The sequence below is a fragment of the Flectobacillus roseus genome (genome assembly GCF_030056595.1).
Taxonomy (GTDB): Bacteria; Bacteroidota; Bacteroidia; order Cytophagales; family Spirosomataceae; genus Flectobacillus; species Flectobacillus roseus.
On sequence record NZ_JASHIF010000008.1, the window covers coordinates 1 to 22649 of the forward strand.

At 35.9% G+C, this 22649-nt stretch carries 15 protein-coding genes; 5 read left to right on the forward strand and 10 right to left on the reverse strand.

Annotation, left to right across the window (positions count from 1 at the left end; translation table 11 throughout):
* Window positions 1-993: 993 nt before the first annotated feature.
* The 9 genes from QM524_RS09100 to QM524_RS09140 form a co-directional block, all read right to left on the reverse strand.
* Window positions 994-2349 carry an alpha-L-fucosidase gene (locus QM524_RS09100; RefSeq protein WP_283344320.1) on the reverse strand — a complete coding sequence of 452 codons (1356 nt, stop codon included), beginning with the start codon at window positions 2347-2349 and terminating at the stop codon, window positions 994-996.
* Window positions 2346-3458, reverse strand: a complete 1113-nt coding sequence (locus QM524_RS09105) for an SGNH/GDSL hydrolase family protein (RefSeq protein WP_283344321.1) — start codon at window positions 3456-3458, stop codon at window positions 2346-2348. The genes QM524_RS09100 and QM524_RS09105 overlap by 4 nt, the downstream gene beginning before the upstream one ends.
* 143 nt (window positions 3459-3601) lie before the next feature.
* A complete protein-coding gene (locus QM524_RS09110) occupies window positions 3602-4762 on the reverse strand; it encodes a glycoside hydrolase family 88/105 protein (protein ID WP_283344322.1) in 1161 nt (386 codons plus the stop codon).
* 3 nt (window positions 4763-4765) lie between these two features.
* Entirely contained in the window at window positions 4766-6544 is a 1779-nt protein-coding gene (locus QM524_RS09115; protein ID WP_283344323.1) for a hypothetical protein, read from the reverse strand.
* Between the two features lie 66 nt (window positions 6545-6610).
* On the reverse strand, window positions 6611-8272 hold the full coding sequence (locus tag QM524_RS09120) for a RagB/SusD family nutrient uptake outer membrane protein (protein ID WP_283344324.1): 1662 nt from the start codon (window positions 8270-8272) through the stop codon (window positions 6611-6613).
* A gap of 26 nt (window positions 8273-8298) precedes the next feature.
* Window positions 8299-11700, reverse strand: coding sequence for a SusC/RagA family TonB-linked outer membrane protein (locus QM524_RS09125; RefSeq protein WP_283344325.1), 3402 nt, complete (start codon window positions 11698-11700; stop codon window positions 8299-8301).
* Between the two features lie 4 nt (window positions 11701-11704).
* Complete coding sequence (locus QM524_RS09130) at window positions 11705-11863, reverse strand: hypothetical protein (RefSeq protein ID WP_283344326.1); 159 nt, start codon at window positions 11861-11863, stop codon at window positions 11705-11707.
* Between the two features lie 75 nt (window positions 11864-11938).
* Window positions 11939-13039, reverse strand: a complete 1101-nt coding sequence (locus QM524_RS09135; protein WP_283344327.1) for a FecR family protein — start codon at window positions 13037-13039, stop codon at window positions 11939-11941.
* 68 nt (window positions 13040-13107) lie between these two features.
* Window positions 13108-13725, reverse strand: coding sequence for an RNA polymerase sigma factor (locus QM524_RS09140; protein WP_283344328.1), 618 nt, complete (start codon window positions 13723-13725; stop codon window positions 13108-13110).
* 251 nt (window positions 13726-13976) lie between these two features.
* Here QM524_RS09140 and QM524_RS25985 point away from each other — a divergent pair, with 251 nt between their 5' ends.
* From QM524_RS25985 to QM524_RS09160, 5 genes are all read left to right on the forward strand, one after another.
* The gene (locus tag QM524_RS25985; protein ID WP_388045032.1) at window positions 13977-14072 is read left to right on the forward strand and encodes a glycosyl hydrolase family 95 catalytic domain-containing protein; all 96 of its coding nucleotides are present in this window, start codon (window positions 13977-13979) and stop codon (window positions 14070-14072) included.
* 786 nt (window positions 14073-14858) lie between these two features.
* The gene (locus tag QM524_RS09145; RefSeq protein WP_283344329.1) at window positions 14859-16055 is read left to right on the forward strand and encodes a helix-turn-helix domain-containing protein; all 1197 of its coding nucleotides are present in this window, start codon (window positions 14859-14861) and stop codon (window positions 16053-16055) included.
* A 79-nt stretch (window positions 16056-16134) separates the two neighbouring features.
* Window positions 16135-17769 carry a serine hydrolase domain-containing protein gene (locus QM524_RS09150; protein WP_283344330.1) on the forward strand — a complete coding sequence of 545 codons (1635 nt, stop codon included), beginning with the start codon at window positions 16135-16137 and terminating at the stop codon, window positions 17767-17769.
* A gap of 533 nt (window positions 17770-18302) precedes the next feature.
* Complete coding sequence (locus QM524_RS09155; protein WP_283344331.1) at window positions 18303-20105, forward strand: serine hydrolase; 1803 nt, start codon at window positions 18303-18305, stop codon at window positions 20103-20105.
* An 8-nt stretch (window positions 20106-20113) separates the two neighbouring features.
* Window positions 20114-20764 (forward strand): GIN domain-containing protein, encoded by a 651-nt coding sequence (locus QM524_RS09160; protein WP_283344332.1) that lies wholly within the window; start codon window positions 20114-20116, stop codon window positions 20762-20764.
* Window positions 20765-21607: 843 nt separating this feature from the next.
* On the opposite strand, the gene QM524_RS09165 is transcribed toward QM524_RS09160, so the two are convergent.
* Window positions 21608-22615, reverse strand: coding sequence for a hypothetical protein (locus tag QM524_RS09165; protein ID WP_283344333.1), 1008 nt, complete (start codon window positions 22613-22615; stop codon window positions 21608-21610).
* Window positions 22616-22649: the final 34 nt, after the last annotated feature.

A 22649-nucleotide genomic window follows, 5' to 3' on the forward strand; every position in this document is an offset into this window, starting at 1 on the left:
TCTGTAAGTGTATGTCAGATGAGTTGGTGGACTACCAGAGGTAAATACAAGGAATATGGTCGAAACATTATGTTTCGGATGCTAGAAAAACTACAAAAACAAGTAGGAAAAGGCATCCTGCATGTGCTTGACCGTGGTTATGCAAATGAATAGTAAGAGATACTAAAAACTACCAATTACCACCCTATTTATTAACCTCATTGCCTGTAGAATCAGCTAAGGAAGCTTGGGAAATATGTAATAGCTACATGCATTGATGGAATATCGAGCAGGCGTTTAGATTCGACAAAACCGAGCAAGCTATTGAATCTCCTAGTTTAGGATTCTTCGAGAATACCCTTACTAGCCATTGTCACGCTCATTTACGACTTCTTGATGAAGCTCATCAGGAATTAGTGTTGTACGAAGGATTTCCAATAATTGCGGATTTGGGATTTCTGATTTAAGAAATAAAGTAAAATACCTACATTTTTTACAAAACATAAAAGCTTACAATTCCGAAATCCAACATCCGATATCCTAAATAGACAGTTTTAGAATCCTTCTTACAACCCTCATCAGGAATTGGCCATCTATTATCAACATAATCGTCAAGCAATATGCCCATAAAACAGGAAATCGGTGCCAAAATGCTTTAACACCGATTTATCGATGAAGAACAGCCATCCAAAATATACTCTGAATCTAGTTCGTACAGCAAAATTCGGGATGACTCTTGTTTTGTAGGTCTTTGCTGAAAAAAGTAATTTTCAAGGGAAGCCGAAACCAACTACTGCAAAAGGGGTTAGCCATTCAATGGAGGCGTGTCAATGAACGAACTTTCCGTTAGTTAAACCTCTTGAGGAGACACTCTTAAGACTATACTGGGGTCGCACTCGACATGAACAGTAAATTCTGACGAAGCAGTGACTCTTTGGCTATTTGAATGAGCAACAAATATAATTTTTAAACATGCTCTTAACAGCAATTGTAGGTTTCCATTAAAAGCAAACATTACTTAGCTCCATCTATAACACTTTGTGTTGATTTTAAGGCATTCAATTTTCTAAATTTTGCATTTTCAATTTTTAGAACAATGGCGTTAGGCCATTTATTATTGGTATAAAAACGTTGCCCATTGACAGCACTGATGACCAAGCCAATAGAGGTTGGAGCTACGTATGTTTTTGCATCAAAATCTTTTTTATACTCTACCAATTCGCTTTTATAGCCTAAAATACTGACTTTTGTTTTTTCATTCCCTTCAATATGAGTTAGAACAAAAGCTTTTCTGTCGCCATATTTCCAATCATCGGGGCTATGACGGGTAACAGTAGCATAGATGTATTTTTCGTCATTTGACTGGGTGTACCAAACGTTTTCTTCTCGAATCACTGGTAATGGCTTCACTTTATAAATGGCCTCCGAATTAGCAAAATTCCACAAAGCCACTTCTTGCAAAATAGATTCCTGTTCTATTTGAATTTCCCCGTCAGGTTTAGGCCCGATATTCATCAAGAAATTACCGCCTTTTGCTCTGATTTCAGTGAGCATATTGATAACTTGCGTTCCAGATTTATGGGAGTCATTGGTAGGTTTATAACCCCAGTCTGTTCCCATCGTGTAGCAGGCTTCCCACGGGCGAGGTAAAGCTTCATTCGGCGTATTTTGTTCAGGTGTTTTCATCAAATCACGGGTAATAACTAAATCTGGGTTGAAACTCCAAGCATATTCTCGAAGCCCATCGCCTGGGCCGTCGATAAACAGAATGTCAATTTTACCGTAATTAGTAAACAGTTCCTTCAGTTGTTTTTTATCATATTCCATCAAACCTGCATTGTTTGCAGGATAATGTTGTGGATGTTGTAAGCGACCTAATGGAATTTTGTTTTGGTAAAAGTAGAGGAAGTCCTCAGGCGAAAAATAAAGTCCAATGGCTATTCCTTCTTTGCGATATGCCGCTACGATTTCTTTGGTAATATCTCTTTTAAAGGGCGTGTTCATCACATTGAAAGTCGTCGTTTTGGTGTCCCACATACAAAAACCTGAATGGTGTTTAGTCGTGAATACTACGTACTTCATCCCAGCCAGCTTCGCTAGTTTTGCCCAGGAAGTCGGATTGAACTTTTCGGGATTGAAATACTTGAGTAATTCTGAAAAGTACTTTTCGGCATATTCATCGGAAGCTCCAGCCAATGAATGGCTGATAACTGCCCCCAGTGTACCGTCCACATTCCAATGAATAAACATACCAAACCCTAAATCTTGAAACCAGTTTACTCGGTCGGGTTTATTAGTCGTTTGGGGTGTTTGTGCTTGTAAAAAGCCTGATAAACAAAAACTTATGAGAAGGATAATTATTTTTTTCATTTTTCGGTTAAGATAGCACCAATGTAAAGTGCTTGTTTAGCGAATAGCTGAGGGTTGTTTATTATGTTATTTCTTTTGGACAAAATAGTTGCTTTATCCAATTTTTGGGGAGAAACTTTAATAATTGCCGTATGTTTTCCCTCTGATAAACCCGAAATCAGGCTGTAATTCATCCGATAATAGGTACAATAGTCATCAAAACGATTGATATATTGAGGGGGAGCGTTATCTATCCAAACCACCATTTGTCCGCTACTTGGCCCGATAACATCTACTATACCCAATCGTTTACCTCTAAATGTTATTTTTATAAAATCAGTGGTATCTTCTGACGCATAAACGGGTGGCATCAAGGAAGCAAAAGGTTTATTTAGCACTACTGAGTCCACCCGTTGCCAGCCTTTACTTTTTTCAATTTTAGCCATCAACACCATTGTCACTTTTTGCAAATTATTGGGCATTAAGGCAGGTTTAAGAGTATGTTTTCCCAACTTCCCTACTGATTGTAATAATTTAAAGTGTTTTTTTACCGTTTCAGCGTATATCTTATGCCCAGTTTCTACAAAAGGATGCACACCATCTTCTGAAAAGACCATCTTATCAGGATAATCCTTGATTTTCCCTTGCATAAGTATTTTACCGTCTTCAAGCATTTTAGTAACAGGCAATGCCATACAAATAGAAGGTATTTGGTAGTAATCGGCAACGGTTTCTATCGCTGTAGCGGAAACAGGAAACTTCCCTTTGAAATAAAAAGGTAACTGTACTTTTTGAAAAGTATGGACAAAGCAAATATCCGTTTTAGGGTTTGCTTTCCAAATCTGCCGAACAATTCCTTCTATTGATTCTTTCACTTGTTGTGAAGTTTTGGAATGGTCATTTACGGCAAACTCCACAAATACCAAGTCTGGTTTGTATTGTAAAACATGATTTTTAAGACGATATGCCCCAAAATCCGAGCCTGTTCCACCGATTGCCGCCATGATTTGCTCAAATGGCGTATTAGGATATTCTGTTTTTAGCCATTCAAATGTCTGGTCTCTCCAACCTTTATCAGCTCGTGTGATACTCCCTCCTAAATAGGCAACTTTAATTTTTTTTCCTGCCATAACTTTATCAAAAAAATTAGGTAGCCCACTTCGTTTTGAAAACTCATTTACCTTTATTAAGGTATCTTTTTGAGCAGCTGTAGAGAAGCAGAATATTAAAATTACGCCTAAAATTTGAATACAATTTTTCATATTTGTTTATATTATTTCACCAACGCCATTGCACACCAAATCATAGGTGCTTGTCCGTGCAAATCACCTGTGATGCGTTTGCGGTCGAGGTAATATTGGCGGTCATTTTTCTTATTCGTTCCTTCACATATTTCACGCAAATCGTTGTTCTCATCCAAATAGCCACACAGTGAAATCCATGCTTTTCTTGCTGCTTGTCCATAAATTTTCTCATCTAACCAGCCCTTTTTTACACCTGTTATAAAGGCAAAAGTAAACATGGCAGTACCTGAAGTTTCTGGCCAAGCAGTTGGGTCGTCGAGCAATTGATGCCACATGCCGTTTTTATCTTGGTATTTCAAGAGCGTTTTCATCATATCCTTATAGCCTTGCATAATGCGAGGGCGATAGACATTATCTTTGGGTAAAATGCTCAACAATTCGGCCATACCTGCTGCCAGCCAGCCATCGCCCCTTCCCCAGTAAAAGGGTACATCATTGGCATGATAAAACAAGCCATTGGGTGTTTGCAACGTATCTAAGTAAGCTATCATTTGCCGAGCGGTGCGGTCGATATATTTATAATTATTGGTAGCTCGGTAAGCTTGCGATTGGAGGGCAGTTATCATATACATATCATCCATCCAAAAACGGGTATGCCAACTGTAACCTTTAGCATATCTGTTTCTTATTTCAACAGGTAATTTGGTATATTCTTCGGGTGATAAGGTTTTAAATTGCTCATCAGCAGGTATTAAACCTACTTTTAAAAACCGCTCATCCTTCGTTTGATTATATACTTCTAAAGGAACAATCCCTATAACAGCACGGTCAACATCTTTGGCGTAAGGGATTAAATGTGCTTCTTCATTGAGCAGAAGTTCGGCTCTGTTTATCAGCCTTTGCGACAAGTCTTTATTGTCCGTTAGTTTGGCAAAAGTCAAAGCACCATACCATGCACAAGCATCTGGATAGGTGATTTCAGTAGGCGGTGTTGCTTTAAAAGCCCCAAAAGTGCTATGTGGACGAGTCATAAAGCGTTCTGATAAGCGTTTGCCTATTTCCGTTGGATTGGCATCTTTAGGGAAATTCTCAAACGAAGCTATTGTTTTAGGTTTCGTGTTTTGAGCCAAAACAGTTAAACCCCAACAGCTATTTAGAAAAACTAAAAGGATCGTTTTTAATCGTTTCATTTTCTACAAATTTTTAGGTAAAGGCAAAATGTTCGTTGGAATTTCCAATTCTAAGCCCTGCCAAGTAGCTTTTAGCTTTCCAGTAGTTTCCGATACTGATGGTATGCCACTAGGCAATGTCTCCGATGAATTTCCCATGGAAAATGTAAACCCCCAAGCCGCTTCTTTAATGGTATTCAAATCAAACTCTTTTTCACTACCATTATAAATTACGTAATCCCACCATGCTCCATTCTTGTCGAAGCCCTTTTCCCAACGTCCTTCGTATTTTTCAAAAACGGCTTTATACAGGTGTACGCTCACTTTCAATCCATCAACCGTAGCATCTATCCCTTGTCCATTTTTTACAGGTAAAACCTCTGTTGTCTGTTTCCCAAATTCAAAACGAATACGCAAATCTTTGGCAGTGAATTTCCCTGTTTTGATGGGGTCTATACTGATGTGTTTATCACCGCCGCCTAAATTCAGGTTGATGGCTGCCAACACTTTGTTATCTTTTTGTTGACTATAAAAACTAGCAGAACTGAAATCGTAATTGTCATGTAAAAAACGAACTTGTAGGTACTTAGGTTGTTGAACTGTACCCCAGTACGCCAAAAAAGGACGACGCTGGTTCCACATCGAAGAACGGGTCGCTGTAGCTAAAGCATATTGTGAGGTCATGTAAGAAGTACCTTCTATTTTTGGGGCTACTAATTCAAAAACCTCTTTTTGCGTTTTTGGATATGTCCCCGACTGAAAATAAGCATACAAATCGGTTGGAATACTATGCTTTAGACGGCTGTAGGTAAAGGTAAGATTGGGTTTTAGCTCAATAGCTCCTTTAGATGCTCGATTGATTAAATCATAAAATGAATTTTGAAGCGTAGAGTGATAAGCACGGCTATGTGGCCCAACCCATTGACCTGTAAGAGAATGGTAATGCTTGGCGATGATTTCCCAACCTGTATAGTACAATTTGTCAATCATCTGCTTGGCACTGGGTTCGATGATATGCTCTTTCATACGGCTTAGTTCATCAATGGCAATGATGGTGTAAGCTGGACTATTATATTCTGTAAATCCTCCTTTTTCTAGGGTATAATCATAAAAACGCTTCAAACGCTCGGTAGAATAGGCTTTCATGTCAACCTCATTGAATAAATGAGCAACCATGTACGTCACGTAAGTACCCATAATAGCGATATTGGTATAACTCATGGTGATATTTCGTTTCTGAATAGATTGAGCGGCTAAAATCAACGAGCGTTGAATGATTGGTTTCAGACGTTCTGGTATTTTTGCTTGATGTCCCATCCAAACTTCCAATAAAGTTGCTCCATTAAAATCTGCCCAGTTGAAATCAGGGGGGGACTTTTTAGTTGCCAAGGGTTCTTCTAGGTAATACCCCCAAATGCCTTTAGTTTTAGAGCCACTGATTGTATCTTGGAGTGAAATACACTTTTCAAGAATATCAAAAGCCCGCTGCTCGTATTGCTTATCACCCAAATCTAATAAGTCGAGTGCGTATGAGAATGAAGCTCTTACTTGATGAAAACGGCCTGAAGTAGCATCTGTATGATAATTATATCCATTTAGGGTAGTCAAAACCATTTTCTCAACGGGGTCGTAATTGGGGTGTGTGCCCATGAGCGACTTAGCCAGTGCTTCTTTTTCTTGGTCGGTTAATTTTGTCGCTTCAAACTTAATATTGGTATCCTTGTACGTTTGTTGAGGTACAAGCGATACTGCTCTACAACTCAAAATTAAAGTTGTAATGGTGAAGAGTAATATATTTTTCATTTTTAAATGCAATTATGAAGGGCTATCAAAAGCCCTTTGTTTACTATCTCCTTGGAAGATAAAAAATCAATACCCTGTATTCTGAGTAATCTTAGGATTCGCCACTATTTCAGATTGAGGTATGGGCAGTAACATGAATCTTGCATTAAAAGCAGGAAGACTATTAGGTTCTGTCACACCGCCATCCCAACGGCGTGCTGTATTATTATACACTGGCAATCCTGCTTTTAAGGTTGGTAGAAAAGTACCAAACTGATACTCCATCATTGATTTTCCATTAGGAGCTTTAAAACGCACCAAGTCAAACCAACGATGCCCTTCAGCAAAAAGCTCTAAGGCTCTTTCATCAAAAACTTTCATTCTAAACTCATCTTTAGTAAGACCAGCAGTTAAATTGGCAGGCGTTGTTCTAATCGTTCCGTTGGCGTTTCTCGCTCTTGCTCTTAACAGATTAAAAGCGGCGTATGCAGCAGGGGTAGGACCATTCACTTCATTTTCAGCCTCAGCCTTAATTAAATAGACATCTGCCAAACGAATGATAAATAGATCGTTTTCCTGATTGGAATTGGTAATACCCGCCCCATCAACATATTTATATATAAATGGCTGAACAGTAGTTGTTTGAATAACCTCATTGCTTGTTGTACTGGCTCTTAACAAAGGGTAGGTAATCGTTTTACGATTTGCAGTATTTGTCCACGTTGTCAAAAAAGAGCGTTCTACTCTATAATCATTCAAGTAATCACCTGAAGAATATTTATCATAAAACCAAGGTTGCACCACATAGTTTTCAATTCCTGTTTTGGATGTACCTTGTCCTGCAACGTTAGGCATTGTTGTAGGAAGGAAAAATCCTGCAAATTGCGACCCTAATGCTCCTAATTGAGCATCTCTGGTAAATGAAATCCCAAAAATAACCTCTTCGTAAGCTGCTCTTTCTTTGGCTATATCAAAAAGATCATTGTAGGATGCTATCAATTTATATTGATTTGAATTAATTACACTATCGGCATATACCTTGGCAAGTGTATAGTTTTGTACAGCATCTACTCCTTTTAAACTTTGATGAGAGGCATAAGTCAAATAAGCTTTTGCTAACATAGCCTGAGCTGCACCCTTGGTGGCGTGTCCGAACTCTGCCACTGGTAAGGTTGTTCGGGTCAGTAGTGTGTTAGAGGCAAGCTTTAAATCAGCAAAAATCTGCTCATAAACTTTATCTACAGAAGCACGTTCAGGTGTCAAATCATCCGTTAAAGCGGTAGCCTTCAAGCGAAGCGGCACATTCCCGAAAAGGCGAACCAAGTAAAAATAGGAGAACGCTCTCAAGAAATATAATTCCCCCTTTACTCTTGTTTTGTAGGCTGCATTGATATTTAAAGGTTCTATTTTTTCTAACAAGAAATTACAACGGTTAATAGTGGCATACATGGTATTCCAAAAATTATTAGTGGCGGGTGTTGCTGAATCATGTGTTTTGATAGAATATGGAAGATTTGTGGCTATACCTGGACGAATATTGATGTCGTCAGCTGTTGACCAAAAAATTGCATAGTTTGCTTTAAACCCTCCATCTGTTTGTAATGTAGCATAAGTACCATTCAAAAAAGCTGTTACATCTGCTTGTTTGGATATAGCATTATCAGAAGTTAATGTATCAAGAATTTCTTCTTTCAAACTACATCCTGATACAAAGAATAAACCTATAACTAGATAGAATATATTTTTCATTTTATTTTGCGTTAAAATCGAATGGATTAAAATGTAAGATTGATACCTGTTGAATAAGTTCGAAATTGGGGAACCGTTCCAAAATCAACGCTTGGAGTCAAAGAACTCGTAGCGTTAGCACTTACTTCAGGGTCATATCCCTTGTAGTTGGTCCACGTAATCAAATTTGTCGCAGAAACATAAACCTTTGCACCTTTCAGCCATTTTAGTGTTTTAGCAGGTAAGTTGTAGCTCAGGGTGATGTTTTTTAAACGGATAAAAGAGCCATCTTCCAAGTAGAAATTACTAAGTCTTCCTCTAAAAGCATTTCCTACATTCCTAGCTTGTGGATAGTAGTTACTGGTTCCTTCTCCTTGCCAACGACCTTCCCAAGCTTCGGTTCTAACGTTTGCTCCGGTAGTAAATGTTAGGGCATCTAAGATGTGACGATTCAGGTTCATTACATCTTGTCCTATATTTCCCATGAAAAATACATTCAAATTAAAATTCTTATAACGAAAATCGTTAGTGAATCCAAAAGTATAATCAGGATAAGGATTGCCAATAATGGTACGGTCGGCAACAGAAATTTGACCATCTCCGTTCGTATCTACATATTTAATATCGCCTGGGGTTGGGTTTGTTGGGTCTTTAGGCCCTGCTGCTACTTCGTCCGCATTTTGATATACGCCATTTACTTGGTATCCAAAAAATGCACCTATCGGATAACCCGCTAATGCTGTATTGGCTGGTTGTCCAAGCCCAATTGACCCAACGGATAGATAACTAGCACCAAACAATTGTACGCCATTCCCCAAACTAATTACCTTATTTCTATTGAAACTAATGTTTCCAGCAGCATTCCACTTAAATTTACCATCTAAAATCATCACGTCTGCTTCAAACTCCAGCCCTTTATTTTCTACTTCACCAAAATTAGTAGCGTAACTTGTAAAGCCAGTTGAACCAGGTAACGATAAATTGATGAGCAAATCGGATGTTTTGCGATGATATGCTTCAAAACCAAATTTTAACTTATTATTTAAAATGGTGAAATCAATACCAACATTAGCCTGACGGGTAATTTCCCACCCTAAATTGGAGTTACCCAAGCTTGTTGGAGCCAAAGCGGTAATAATAGCCCCATTTAATACTGTTCTGGTTGTTCCTACCACGTCTTTCGATGAACCTACTCCTATACTTTGATTACCACTCAAACCATAGCTTGCCCTAACTTTCAATTCATTTATAAATTTTTGAGTTTTCATAAAAGGTTCATTATGAACATTCCATCCTGTGGCTACAGATGGGAAAAATGCCCATTGATTCCCTTCGGCCAAACGTGTAGAACCATCCACTCTTCCTGTCAAGGTAAACAAGTAACGATTATCAAATGAATAGTTAAAACGACCTAATACCGATTGCAAAGCCCATTTTTGATTGGTTGTAACAGGTACAGAAGCCGTACTTGCCAACTGTAAATTAGCCCCTGCTAATGCTTCTGAAACAAACTGAGTTGCTTGAACTCCCGAACTCTTGTTATTCCATTCTTGCCAAGTATATCCTACTACTGCGTTTATTCTGTGCTTTTTTGCGATTGTTTTATTGAAATTTAAAGTGTTTTCAATTAGAAAGTTGAAAGCACTCGACTCTCCATAGTAAGCATATCCTTGGTTACGACCAGCAAAAGTTCCAAAAGGCTGGAAGTTATCTCTGCGAGCATTGGTATTATTTACACCCGTGTTTACCAAGAATGTCAAGTCTTTTACAATCGTGTAGGTTGCTTTAAGGTTGGCCAACACCACATTAGACCTAGAAATGTTTTTACCTAATGATATTATTGTGAGAGGATTACCTTCTGCACCAATATTGGGGTCATCGTCACCTTCGGTAGCAAATATTGGAACGATTGGTCTATATCGTAAAGCACCCGTAATAACTGAACCAGACTGATCTCCATTTGAATTTGACTGCTGACTTGACCTATCTACACTTATGGTTCCATTAAAACTTCCCGATACTTTTAATTTGGGCAATACTTGTCGGTCAAGGTTAATTCTAATTGATCCTCTATCAAATTGAGCATTTTTAATAATACCTTGTTGGGTAAAATAATTACCAGAAATAGAATATTTCGTTTTTTCATCTCCTCCTGTAAACGAAAGTTGATGGTCTTGAGATACACCTTGCTGTACTACTGCATCTTGCCAATAGGAGTCTGTCTTTAATAGATCTGGTATTTGAGCGGCCTTATATACAGAGTCTCTCTTGCTATTAATTGCACCCTCATTGGCATACTGTATAAATTCTGGGGTTCTTAGCACGTCAATTGTACGGGGTAGTCTGCTAAAGTCTGTTCTAAAAGAGTATGAAAACTGATCTCTGTTATTTTTACCTCGTTTAGTTGTAATCAACACAACGCCATTTGCTCCACGAGAGCCATAAATAGCTGTGGATGAAGCATCTTTTAATACCTCTATTGATTCTATATCATTAGGGTTAATCGCAGCCAAAGGGTTAGTTGGAGGAACAGACGTTTCCCAAAAACTTGAGCCTGTATTTGGTGTAAGACTTCGTTGGTCTGTTTCTATAGGATAGCCATCTAAAATAATCAAAGGTTGGTTTGAACCTGTTACCGAACTGGCACCACGAATCAAAAAGGTCATACCAGAACCTGGTGCACCAGAGTTTTGCGTAATCTGTACACCAGATACACGACCCTGAATTAACTGATCTACCGAAGCAATGGGTTTATCCTCGTTACCATCTACTTTTAACTTCGATACAGACCCAGTTACATCACTTTTCTTCAACTCACCATAGCCAACCACGACTACTTCCTCTAAAGATGTATTATCAGCAACCATCGATACGTTAATAACACTTCTGCTTCCCACTACAACGGCTTGCTTTTTATACCCAATGAAGGAAAATAAAAGTATGGCTTTTTCGTTCTCAATACTGATTTTATAGTTGCCTTTACTATCAGTGTTAGTACCTTTTTGAGTACCCTGTATCAACACTGTAACACCTGCCATTGGATTTCCATTCTCATCTGTCACTTTTCCCGTAACAGTTTGAAATACCATATCTTGACCAACTGGCAGCACACTAGAAGTGGTAAGCTGCTCAGATTCTTTGGTAAGGATAACCTGATTGCTAATAACCCTGTAGGTTAAGCCAAGAGGCAAAAATATCTTGTTCAGTGCGTCTGAAAGTAATGTTTGATTAAATGAGAAAGAATATTTAGTAGTGGTTAAGATTTTAGGACGATAGGTAAATTTAATGTTTGTCTGACTTTCAAGAACAGACATAATATCTTTTAGGTCACGATTTTCTATCGTCAGATTTACTTTTTGACTCAGATAATCTTGTGCCGTTGCGACTCTCGCAAAGGAAACCCCTGCAAACATCACTGCAATACAAAATTGAATGATGGAAATTTTCATGAGCCTATAAAAAATAATTTGTTTTTGGAATATTTTTTTCATTAACTTTAAATGTTTTTATTTTGAAAAAGATAAAATAATCCCATCCATCCATGAAAATGGATGCTTCGTAAGCATTATGGGTAGTCAAACTTGCCAACATCGCCGCAATCGTTGTTGGCATTTTTTTCAGTGATGAATTTAATAAAATGACCGTTTATGCATAGGCAGAGTTCACTTTTAGGTAGAATATCCTTGTTTAATTACATCCTTGTCCATGTATAATTATTTGTGTGTCAACAACATCATAACTGGCATTTATCCCTGCACACACAATATTTAATTTATCATATAAATTTCCTGTTTGAAGCTGAGTGGTTAAGGTACATTTGGCAAGAATATGCTCATCAAACACTATTTTTATACCATAAACCTTAGATAGCCTATCAAAGATTTCTTTTACAGGCGTATCATCAAATACAAAATCTTTGTTTTGCTCTAATGGAATAATCGTCACAGGCTCTTCAACTAAAGATTTTTGTAGTAATTCTTTGGCTTCTACATAGCGTACCATTTGGTTGGGGGTAATCACAACGCCCTTGCTTTCCATTGTATTTGTTTCATTGGACGAAACGTTTGGGTAAACCGACACCTTCCCACTTTTAACTACCACTATCACATCCCCGTCATTACCTATGCTAACAATTTTAAAACTTGTTCCAAGTACCTTAGTAATCAACCGATTACTGTATACAAAAAAGGGTTTGCTAGGATTTTTTATTACATCAAAAGACGCTTCTCCGACTAGAAAAACCTCTCGTTTGTTATCTCTGAATCCCTTTACATAACTTAGTTTACTATTACTTTCAAGTGTGACCATACTTCCATCTGGTAAATTCACTTTGACATTAGAAGAAGTATGATTGATGATTTCTTCTAATTCATGATGTTTTTTGGCTGCATCGACTAAGTTATTGTAGTTGATTGCAGAGTTTTTTTCATCATAATACAACCATCCCAACACACCTATCATGAACACAACAGTTGCGGCGGCAACCCAGCGAATCCAAGGTTTATAGCTTTTGTAAAGGCTTGTTCTTTGTGGTTTAGTTTCAAGCTCGGTCTGAATATTATCCCAAATCTCCTTATAATCTTCCCAGTTCGTTTCTTGTTTGGCTGACAAGCTCAAAAGATGCAATGCTTGCTTTGCCTTAACGAAGGTATCCGCTTGATGCGGAAACACTTCCAGAAACTCCAACCAAAACGCTTCTGTTTTGGGCGAAGGGTGTTTGACAGAATGAATAAAGAAATCATCTGATATAAAATCTAACAAGAGATAAGAAGCATATTTCTGGTACATTTTTAGTCTATCATTTACACTATAAACATTAGAACATGTAGTTTGTACTGTTGTTAATATAATTTTTTTTATATTTTTTTTAATGCCTCTAATAAGATATAGAAAGGGAGTATTCCACCTGCAAAAAGTCTTCTTAGGCGGCTCATGGATTCATAAATAAGGTTTCGTACCGATTGATTTGATATTTCGAGCAAATTGGCTATTTCTTCATTCGAAAAATCGTGATAATACCGTAATTGTATTACCTCTTGCTGGCGTTGTGGCAATGATGCTATGGCTTGTCGAAGTTTGAGAATCATATTCTGCGTATTCTCTTCTTCAATTATAATACTCTCGAAAGGAAGGTCTGCTATGATGGTGTCAATAGACGAAGATTCATAGTCTGTAGTCACATTGGCCACTTCTGTATTACGAATAATTTTATTTCTCAATGAACGATAGAGATAAAACTTCACCGAAGTAGTATCTGCAATGTTTGCTCGTTGCTGCCACAAGGAAAGAAATAAATCTTGAATACTATCTTTTATTAATTGTCTGTCATTACTTATTCTATAGCCATAAGACAGCAAATCTTGACTGTATAACTGATACAAACTTCCTAGTGCGTTGATATCTCCTAGTCTGAAAGCATTCCAGAAATAATCAACATCTTGTTCTTTTAGTTGTCTTTTTGAAACGGGTATCATAGTCAAAAAAGTAAATACACAATATGTAGTCGTGCAAAATTAGATTTAAGTTATATGTTTAGGCACTAGGCAAAAACATATCTATGGTTACTAAAAAACAATTTAACACTCATTGTCTTGTAGCTGTTGCCTAAAACAAAAACTTGAATTTTATTTTGCGCACCAACTTGATAATATAATAAATTAAAGAAATATTTGTCATAAACTACTCATCCTGTTTACTGAGCTTCCCCCAAAATTAAACATATGAAATGGGTCAAGAAACAGCCAAGGTGATATACGGATGTTGTAGATGGGTTACTCATCATAACACCGATATTTGGCGTATCACTGGACCAGTTGATTGAATTTTTCGGAGTGTTTGGTCTATGGGTGGTGCATGGCTATGCCAACATTTATGGGAGCCGGGTAAAGGAGCTTATTTGAATGAAATCAACCCAATTTTGAAAGGAGCATCTTTATTTTTTGTTGAGAAGTAATCGAGCAGAATAATATTTAAGTTATGTGTTTAGGGACAAGGCAACAGGCACAAGGCACAGAGTGTTAAAATGATTTTAACGACCACAGACATGCATTTTTCCAAAAGTCCACCGCCGAAAGCCGATACCTGAAAGCTTAAAGAATAATCTTAAACTTTATTTTGCGTACTAACTTACTATAATGTGAATATCTGGACTTGACAAGGCTTTGAGACTGATTTAATAACATTTTCTGATATTCTTTCAAAACTTTAAGGCTCACATTTTTAAGCTATTCCGAAGTTAAAGATATTCAACAAGGTAATTAGTATATTTTTATATATTTGAGATTCATATACACTACTTAGTAGTTTACGAGGAATTGCAAAACCATTTATTTGGGATATTGGATGTTGGATTTCGGGAGTGTAAACTTCTATATTTTGTAAAAAATAAAGGTATTATACTTTATTTCCGAAATCAGTAATCCAAAATCCGTAATAGATTAGAATTCCTTCGTACAATCCAATATGATACTTTACAATATCAGAATGACCTTAGCATTAAATCAGGTATTTATACCTGATATCCACTTTTCGAGAAGCGATAATAGTTGTCACTCATATAAATACTTCCTCCTTTCCAATCATTCGATAAACTAACTAAACAGACAATATGCTTTTTTCCTTTAGTTTGAAAAGCTCCATTTTACTAATTTTCTTTTTTCATGGCATAATCTTTTCCATTTTATTACTTTTCAAAGGATTACAAACTGAAAACAAACCAAGTCTCTGGTTAGGCGTATTTACCCTATTGAGTGCTTTTTATATAGTGCCATTCATGCTAGGTTATGCAGGATGGTATTCACAACAACCCTACAGGAATATTCTTTTTTATGTTCCATTTCAACAACTATTCTTATTACCACCCGTACTCTTCTTTTACATCAAAACTTTACTGGATAAATCCTTTCAATTTTCAAAAAAGGATTACCTTCACTTTTCTCCAGCCTTAGCCTATTGGGTTTATGCTATTATTATCTTCCTTACAGATATTATCGTTTTGAAAAAAGCATATTTCTATGAAGATGGGAAAGATAAAGATTTTTCAACTTGGTATCAAATTGCAGGACTAATCTCATTAACCTACTATTTAGTCGAATCTATCAAAACCTACAACAGATACAGATTTGTGACTTATAATAGTGTGAGTTTTGCTGATTCGGTAATGTTTAGGTGGACAAAACGCTTTCTTGTAGCTTTTTTGATGCTTATTATTTTACGAATACTATTTTTTGTGATTAACCCCGAATGGAATGAGTTTGGAAGAAAGTTTTGGTATTATGTAAGCTTCTCATTCCTTTTCTATTATGTATCCATAAGTGGTTATACAAATTCTATTTTGTCATCTACCTCGTTTAAAGAATACTCTTTAGATTCAATTATTGGTCTTGAGTTGGAAACAAGTAATTCCAATGAATTTGAATCCTCAAGTAAGCCACATGAACTAAAAAATGAAATTCAAGACTTGGATAATTGGAAAGAAAAATTAGAAACGCTGATGTGCAATACTGAAATGTACAAAAATCCTGAGCTTATCATTACAGATTTAAGTAGCGAACTAGGAACCCATTCCAAAAAAATTTCACAAGTAATCAACCAAGGATTCGGTGTAAACTTTAATGACTTTATAAATCAATATAGAATTAAGGCCTTTCTTCAGAAAGTTCAAGGAGGCGAACATAATATTCAAACTTTTCTTGGACTTGCATTTGAATGTGGTTTTAATTCTAAATCCACGTTCAACAGAGCTTTTAAAAAAGCTACATCACTAAATCCTAAAGAATATATTGAAACACATTACAAAAAATAGGTATCAAATCAGGATTTAAAGCGACTTGTGGGTCATATGATATGATTTTTGCCATTTCAAAAATTAAGAATTTTAAAAAATGAGAAAATTCACTCAGACCTTTCTTCTTGTTGCAAGCCTTACTTCAACTGGACAAGCGCAAATCGCCTTGACATCAAAACAAATTAAACGTCTTGACAGTATTGCATGCCAAGACGTACCCAAAAATGCACCTGGAATTGCAACAGCCATAATCCAAAATGGAAAAGTAATTTATAAGAAGTATGCAGGTTTCGCTGACTTAGCAGATAGTACTATTATCAATAAATCTTCTCGTTTCAACATCGCTTCAAACGGCAAACAATTTACTGCATTGGCAATATTAACCTTAATAGACAAAAAGAAACTTAAACTTTCTGATGATATTAGAAAATGGTTTCCAAAAATCTACCCTGACATAAAAGATAAAATTACTATTCAAAGTCTACTCAATCATACAAGTGGTGTCAGAGATTGTTATGATTTATGGTCATTGCAAGGCTATACTTGGTGGGAAAAATCATTTAGTAACAACGACGTATTGGCTCTAATAGAGAAACAGTCTGATTTGAATTTCAAGCCAGATACAAAATATTTATATAGCAATACAAACTATATCTTACTGGCATTAATTTTAGAAAAAGTAACGAAGAGAACCTTTGTTGACTATACAAACGAGATGTTTTATCAACTAAATATGCCGAATACATCATTTGAAAGTAACTACAAAAGTATTCGAGGACAGATTGCAAGAGCCTATTTTAACTTTGGAACTTGGACAACCTTCAATTGGATTTGGAATGTGGTAGGTGATGGAAATCTTTTCACAACATTAGAAGACCAAATTCAATGGGAGAAATTAGCACTTGGGAGAGGGAGTTCGGGCTTTAAAAGTAAAATTATTTCACAAAGTCAAAAAATAATTGAAGGTTCAAAATTCACAAACTATGGTTACGGGCTTGAATTTGGTAAATACAAAGAACTGTCTTATCGTTTTCACGAAGGAGCAACAGGTGCTTGGAAAGCAACTACAATTAGGTTTCCTCAAAATAATATATCTATTGTAACACTGACAAATACAGGGAAGTCAATCCCTTACAACCAAACAAGACAAATGGCTGATGTCATCTTTAACTTGAAATCGGATGAAACATATTTAGTAACCCAACCTATGAGCATAGGTACATACATTAGAGAAGATGAAATACTTGGGACTTATTTAACTGAAAGTGATTTTGCTTTCACCTTTGAGAAAATCAACAATAAGATATTTTTAAAAAGAGTTGGTCGAAACGATGTTGAATTAGAGCGAGAAGCGAATAATATTTTTCACCAAAAATTTGACCCAGCTTTTAAACAAGAATTCACTGTTAACTCAAAAGGAGAACTACAAGTAACCGCATACTATATAAACCATTCTCCCTACCGTTTAACAAAAGCCAATAGAATTAAAGAAAACTTTGATTTTAGATCCATAAATGGGGATTACATTAATTCAGAGACAAACACCACGCTAAAAATAGAATATCTTGAAGGAATGAATTATGAGATTACTTTCCGAAATGACTACAAGACAAAGGGTTTATTGGTTTCAACAAACAAAATGCTTGTAGACATTTACAGTTTAGAAATACAAAAAGGGAAATTATTCCTAAACGGAGCTAGAATAAAAAATGTTAAATATGTACAGAAATGACAAGTTCCACAAAGGAGATAAAAGAATGTTTCCTTTAAAACTAAAAGACACTCAAATCTAAAAGTTCTCAGAGTGCGTTTTTTATGACGAATTATTCAGTATGTTTATTAACCATCTACGAAACAACAAATAGTACTGTATATCAAATAGATATATCTTTAAATTATGCTAAATTCAATGAACTTATGCTTTAAATTAGAGTTTTGTATAAAAACATCTAGACTTTCTGAGATTCTATTACAGACTAAAATAAATATTATCAAACAGAGAAATGTATGTCATTGATCATTTTTCGTCTCAGTCAATTCAAGCCTTTTTCTAAGGTATAACTAAAGGTCTATGTTTATTTATAGATTTAAGTCGTACATCAGAAAAAACCATTTTGCAAAAGATGGATTTCACCGATTCGCTAAAAGAAGAATAATGAATTTAGATTTTTAGCATTTCACGAAGTTTAGTGCTTGTTTCCTCCCCTCCTATTCGGAGCAAAATGTTATCTAACGTAATAAACTGTCTTTTAACCTCAAGACCAAATGGCAAAAATCATTTTACTTTTTCTAATGCTTATAGTAGGACAATCATTTGCCCAAAGCAAACAAGTCCAAGACAGGATCACTCAAGTAGAAAACAATTTAATTCCATATGTGCCAGTAAAAGGATTTAAGGGTTGGAACTTAATCGACAGAATGAAATACTATAAGGTACCTGGCCTTAGTATTGCAGTTATCAAAGACTACAAAATTGATTGGGTCAAAGGTTATGGTATGGCAGATACCCTAAAAAATATGCCTGTCACTCCAGAAACAATGTTTTCAGCAGGTTCAATTAGTAAACTTTTAATGGCAGTGACAGCCTTGAAAATGGTTGATAGCCAACAAATTGATCTAGACAAACCTATCAATACTTATCTTACTTCTTGGAAAATAGCTGACAATGATTTTACCCAAAAAAAACCTATTACCCTGAGAATGTTATTAAGTCATTCTGCGGGAACTTCACAAACTTCTTATTTTGGCTTTACCCCAGCCGAGCCCCTACCTAGCATTACTCAAATACTAAGTGGTGCAAAAATTTCACAAACAAGAGCAGTAGTTGTCAACAGTGAACCAGCAAATGAATTTCGCTATTCTGGCGGAGGAAGTATGATTGCACAATTAGCTCTAATGGATATTTCTAAAAAAAGTTTTTCAGACCTTACACAAGAAATACTTTTTGATAAACTAGGAATGAAAAATTCTACATTTGAGCAACCCGTACCTAAAAAGTTTTCCAATCAATGTTCTTGGGCTTATTCTAGTGCATCTTGGTTTAAGGGAATGCCTTATGTTTACCCTCAACAGGCAGCAGCTGGGCTTTACTCCACACCAACTGACCTTGCAAAGTTGTTTATAGACATTCAAAAGTCTTATTTAGGAAAAGGAACCGTTTTGAGCCAAGCCATAGCAAAGGAGATGCTCACACCTCAAGTAAATGTTTCAGATGGGGGCTACAAAGAACAAATGGGAATTGGTCCATTTTTAATTCAAAGAACCGACAACAATGATCCAAAAGGAGTTTTCTTTGAGTTTACTGGAGTAAATGCAGGTTTTTTAGCATACGGAATGGCCAGTGTTGAAGGTGGCAATGGTGTCATTATCATGCTCAATTCGGGGGATAACCAAAATGGAATTGGTAAAGAAATAAGGAGATCCGTTGCAAAGGTCTATAATTGGACAAATTTTCTACCAACCGAAATTCAGCCAGTCAACTTGCCAGATATTGAATTAGATAAATTGGTAGGACGTTATAGAATGTCAACGGATGAAGTGCTCTACTTACGAAAAGAAAAAAACTATTTAGTAGAAAATATCAATAACAGTTTTGATATTTATTGCTTCCCTGTATCAAAAGATAGTATTATTTTTTCAGATTTCAATATAAAAGGCTTCTTTGTAAGAAACGAAAAGGATGAAGTAATAGGGCTTCAAAATATATATCAGAAGAAACCCATGCCAAAAATGAAAGACGATGAATTTTCACCAAGCGAATATTTGAGTATGCAAAAGTACGACGAAGCAAAAAAAGCATTTGCAGCAATGAATATGAACGAAGGGCAAATTACCTATTTAGCTTACGATTTAATGAATAAAAAACCTTTACATTTAAAAGCAATAAAGACGATTTTAGATGTAGCCCTAGAACAACACCCAAATTCATCGATGGTTCACAGCCGTTGGGGTGATTATTATTTAAAAATCAATAACAAAGCGAGTGCAATAAAAAGTTATCAAAGAGCACTAGAACTCGACCCTAACGACCAACAATTAAAGGAGAATTTAACAACTTTAGCCAAATAATTACTATCATGATGAAGGTAAAATCACTATTACTCATATTAGGCTTGTTTTTTGTATCACATATAGCAACTACACAAAGCGACCTAAAAAGCTATGACTTCAAAGATTTTGACAAAGTACAAATAGAAAATGTAAACGGTCAGGTTGAAATAGAGTTAGGTAAATCATTTCGTATAACTGTTTCAGGAGAAGGTAACGCACAAGAACAGATTAAAATTACAAAGTCAGGAGATAGATTATTGGTTAAATTGGATAGCAAGTTTGAAACCGATTGGAAAAAAAGAAAGGTGACAAAAGTTAGGATTATAATGCCTGAGATTTCGAAGATATATAACTTTTCAAACGCAGACGTAAGTGTTACAAATTTTATAGGTCGATACGTTGGAGTAGAAAACAGAGGCAATGGTAATTTATCTCTTGCAGGTTCTGTTATTGATTACCTTCAAATAAACAATAACGGCAATGGCAATATTGAAACCAAGAGTATCATTGCAAAAAAAGTAGATATTTACAAATCGGGTAACGGAGATATTAATATCAGGACAGACAACGATTTCAGTGTTGAAATGGCAGGTAATGGTGACATCGTAAATTATGGTAAAGGAAAGGCTATGCTAAAAAAACAAAGTGGTACAGGTAAAGTTGTTTACAGAGGTTGAGAAGCTTAATAATCGAATAATACTAACATTCGCTTTAAGTATTAAGTATGAATTGTGAATATGGTTATACCAAATTATTTAAGTTTTAGTACTGAATTATAAATTTTAATTATCGATATCGAGTATATGATTTTCTGTATCGCTGATGAGTACAGAAAAAAGGTAGAAATATCTGTCTTTTGGGAACGATTTCAGGACTAAGACTGCCATCACGTTCACAAGATGTTTCCAATTCAAAACTACGATCATTGCTTTTGATTCAGATAGATGATTTTCTCACTCTCCTTGTAAAGCAGGTTATAAAAGTGTTTAGGCCTGGAGGCAAAATGCCATCTGTACCTGATAAATATTTACTATAGTAAAGCCCACTCAATTGAATTGCTTGATTGCCTCCTTATTAATAGCATCGAAATCGTTATTTGTCTCTACAAAAAACTGTGGCAGGTAACAATTAAACAGAATATTAGATTTTTACCTGCCACAGTTTAATGAATAGTCTTAATCTTTATCTTGCGCAATTTATGATTTGGGATATATGGTAATAAAAATTTTAGTTTCCGTAGATCTCAATTCTATCTAACTGAACAACAAATTTCTGTCAAACATTGTAGCTTGCTAATCTCAAGAGCTTCAATTAAATACTAATGTCAAATCCCATTTTTTAATATTATTATGTCTGCGTTTAATGATAAGGGTGCAACTTCTAAAAATGTGTTTATGATATCAATATTTATGCTCTAAACATCTAAGCTATAAAGGCAAGAAAACATATTAAATGGAAATAGTGTTCTCTTGTAAAAATCCTCCTACATAGTTGTTGCATATCGACTTTGAGTGTTTTCCCTAATTCTCCAGATTTGCCTCTTCGTTTAAAAACTCTTTATGAAAGTCGTCTACTTGAATTTTGTTTTGATACTTGTCAAACAAAGGATTTGGGTACTTTGTGATGGCAATTGCAAGATACATTCCTAATGTTTCTCGTCTGAATTTGTTTCTTGCGCCTATAGTTTTGTCAAATAATGCCAATGTTTTGTTATTAGGATACTGGGCTAATGCCTGATACAGTATTCTCCATGTGGGGAAGCTGTAGTGTTTATGTCTCCATTTTTCCTCAAAAACTTTAATGAGAAATGGATAAAATTTAGGATCAGGAAACTCTCTAACTGCCCAAATTGCATGGTATAATGTTTTGTCATTCGCAAAATAGCTTTCAATAATCTCCTTATCTTGTTGTTTCTTGTATTTAGCCAACGCTATAACTGACACTGGAACTCTTTCGTTTAGCGCTATATCTCGTATCCTATCATAATACAAGGGGTCGCCATTGGTTCCCTTGATCTGTCCTTCTTTATAGGCAAGGCGGATTTTGGGATCGTAAAATAATAGGCTATCAATTGCTACAAGATTTGTATGGTTTTTAACGAAATAGGTACTGTCTTTGGTTGCCAGAAAGTAATAAAATGTTTGTAGAAAATAATCGCCTGTCATTTGTCGCCAACCAAAGCAACCTTGCCGTATTGAAACTAAACTTGTGTCGTAAAGGTGTAGTCTTAATACTGGAATTATTTCAATGCTGTCTTTTGCGCAGAGCGCTTGAAAAGCTGCACACTTAACAAGAGTGTTCGTGCTTTTTGTCAAGTCCAAAAGCTCTTTGGAAGTTGAAATGTTTGTCAGTCGGTTTAAAAATTTATATTGACTTGACTTTATATCTGTGTCTCCGATATATAGCCCGCACAGCGCGTTATATGAAGCGATACTATCGACAAGAGATTTTACTTGTGACCTCACAGCCTGTCCAAAAGTGAATATCGGACAACAGCAAATAACTAATATTTTTAGCCTTATCTTCATTTTGGGAGTTACAGTTGTAGGACTACCTTCTATT

What these genes read in the sequence shown, in the direction of transcription:
- QM524_RS09100 (WP_283344320.1), bottom strand. Translation starts at nt 2,349, where the DNA reads ATGAAAAAAATAATTATCCTTCTCATAAGTTTTTGTTTATCAGGCTTT.
- QM524_RS09105 (WP_283344321.1), bottom strand. Translation starts at nt 3,458, where the DNA reads ATGGCAGGAAAAAAAATTAAAGTTGCCTATTTAGGAGGGAGTATCACA.
- QM524_RS09110 (WP_283344322.1), bottom strand. Translation starts at nt 4,762, where the DNA reads ATGAAACGATTAAAAACGATCCTTTTAGTTTTTCTAAATAGCTGTTGG.
- QM524_RS09115 (WP_283344323.1), bottom strand. Translation starts at nt 6,544, where the DNA reads ATGAAAAATATATTACTCTTCACCATTACAACTTTAATTTTGAGTTGT.
- QM524_RS09120 (WP_283344324.1), bottom strand. Translation starts at nt 8,272, where the DNA reads ATGAAAAATATATTCTATCTAGTTATAGGTTTATTCTTTGTATCAGGA.
- QM524_RS09125 (WP_283344325.1), bottom strand. Translation starts at nt 11,700, where the DNA reads ATGAAAATTTCCATCATTCAATTTTGTATTGCAGTGATGTTTGCAGGG.
- QM524_RS09130 (WP_283344326.1), bottom strand. Translation starts at nt 11,863, where the DNA reads ATGCCAACAACGATTGCGGCGATGTTGGCAAGTTTGACTACCCATAAT.
- QM524_RS09135 (WP_283344327.1), bottom strand. Translation starts at nt 13,039, where the DNA reads ATGTACCAGAAATATGCTTCTTATCTCTTGTTAGATTTTATATCAGAT.
- QM524_RS09140 (WP_283344328.1), bottom strand. Translation starts at nt 13,725, where the DNA reads ATGATACCCGTTTCAAAAAGACAACTAAAAGAACAAGATGTTGATTAT.
- QM524_RS25985 (WP_388045032.1), top strand. Translation starts at nt 13,977, where the DNA reads ATGGGTCAAGAAACAGCCAAGGTGATATACGGATGTTGTAGATGGGTT.
- QM524_RS09145 (WP_283344329.1), top strand. Translation starts at nt 14,859, where the DNA reads ATGCTTTTTTCCTTTAGTTTGAAAAGCTCCATTTTACTAATTTTCTTT.
- QM524_RS09150 (WP_283344330.1), top strand. Translation starts at nt 16,135, where the DNA reads ATGAGAAAATTCACTCAGACCTTTCTTCTTGTTGCAAGCCTTACTTCA.
- QM524_RS09155 (WP_283344331.1), top strand. Translation starts at nt 18,303, where the DNA reads ATGGCAAAAATCATTTTACTTTTTCTAATGCTTATAGTAGGACAATCA.
- QM524_RS09160 (WP_283344332.1), top strand. Translation starts at nt 20,114, where the DNA reads ATGATGAAGGTAAAATCACTATTACTCATATTAGGCTTGTTTTTTGTA.
- QM524_RS09165 (WP_283344333.1), bottom strand. Translation starts at nt 22,615, where the DNA reads ATGAAGATAAGGCTAAAAATATTAGTTATTTGCTGTTGTCCGATATTC.